The following is a 1,533-nucleotide window of genomic DNA, read 5'->3' on the forward strand; positions in this document are numbered from 1 at the left end:
TTGGCCTCTCCCTCACTGAAGAACACCCGGGCCTCGGAGACCGGGAGGTCGAGAACCTCGGTGATGTCCTTGCCCGCGAGCTTGTACTCGAGCACGCCGACCTGGAAGCGCTTGCCTCCGCAGTCTTTCGCAGGAGCGCTCTGGCTCTGCCCGTTGCCGTTGCTGTTGCCGCGCTGGCGACGACCGCTCTGCCCGTTGCCGTTGCTGTTGCCGCCCCCATTGCTGTTGCTGGAGCGGTGCTTCACGACCGGGTCGTGGTGCACGATCACGCCACGACCGGCACACACCTCGCACGCCTCGCTGAAGGTCTCCAGCAAGCCGAGGCCGAGCTTCTTTCTCGTCATCTGCACGAGGCCGAGTGAGGTGACCTCGGCGACCTGGTGCTTCGTGCGGTCGCGGCTCAGGCATTCGATCAGTCGACGCAGCACGAGGTCGCGGTTGGATTCGAGCACCATGTCGATGAAGTCGACGACGATGATGCCGCCGATGTCACGCAGACGCAGCTGGCGGACGATCTCCTCCGCAGCCTCGAGGTTGTTCTTGGTGACCGTCTCCTCGAGGTTTCCGCCGGAGCCGACGAACTTGCCGGTGTTGACGTCGACGACCGTCATGGCCTCGGTGCGGTCGATCACGAGCGAGCCGCCGGAAGGCAGCCACACCTTGCGGTCGAGCGCCTTCTCGATCTGCTCCGTGATGCGGAAAGCATCGAAGGGGTCGGTCTCGTCCTCGTAGGCCTCGACGCGCTCCAGCAGGTCGGGGGCGACGCTCTCCAGGTACGCACGGATGGTCTGCTGCGCATCTTCGCCCTGGATCAGCATCTTCGTGAAGTCCTCGTTGAAGACGTCGCGGACGATCTTCACGAGAAGGTCGGGCTCAGCGTGCAGGAGCGCGGGCGCCTGCTGGTTCTCGACCTGCTTCTGGATGTGCTCCCACTGCGAGGTGAGTCGCTGTACGTCACGGGTCAGCTGGTCTTCGGTGGCACCCTCGGCCGCAGTGCGGACGATCACGCCGGAGGACTCCGGCAGCACCTCCTTGAGGATGCGCTTGAGGCGCGCACGCTCGTTGTCGGGGAGCTTGCGGCTGATGCCGTTCATCGACCCGCCCGGCACGTAGACCAGGTAGCGGCCGGGGAGCGAGATCTGGCTCGTGAGACGCGCGCCCTTGTGTCCGACCGGGTCCTTCGTCACCTGCACGAGAACGCGGTCGCCGGGCTTGAGCGCCAGCTCGATGCGACGCGGCTGGTTGCCGGTCTCGACACCGTCCCAGTCGACCTCGCCGGAGTACAGCACGGCGTTGCGCCCGCGACCGATGTCGACGAAGGCGGCCTCCATGCTGGGGAGGACGTTCTGGACACGGCCCAGGTAGACGTTCCCGATGAGCGACGCGTCCTGGTTGCGGGCGACATAGTGCTCGTCGTGCGCGCCCGCGAGGGGGAGTGGACGACCCGCACCCTCGTGAATGCGACCGGCACCTGGTCGCATCCCTTCCTGCCGCACTTCCCGGGTATGGAGACCTTCGTCGGCGAACAGCTGC

At 66.2% G+C, this 1,533-nt stretch carries 1 protein-coding gene; it reads right to left on the minus strand.

What is annotated here, in order from left to right:
- Positions 1-1,533, minus strand: a 1,533-nt coding sequence (locus KZA10_RS14840) for an Rne/Rng family ribonuclease (protein ID WP_374196599.1), incomplete at both ends; no start/stop codon positions are given.

The organism is Microbacterium sp. BF1 (assembly GCF_019279095.1).
In the GTDB taxonomy this organism is placed as follows: Bacteria; Actinomycetota; Actinomycetes; order Actinomycetales; family Microbacteriaceae; genus Microbacterium; species Microbacterium maritypicum.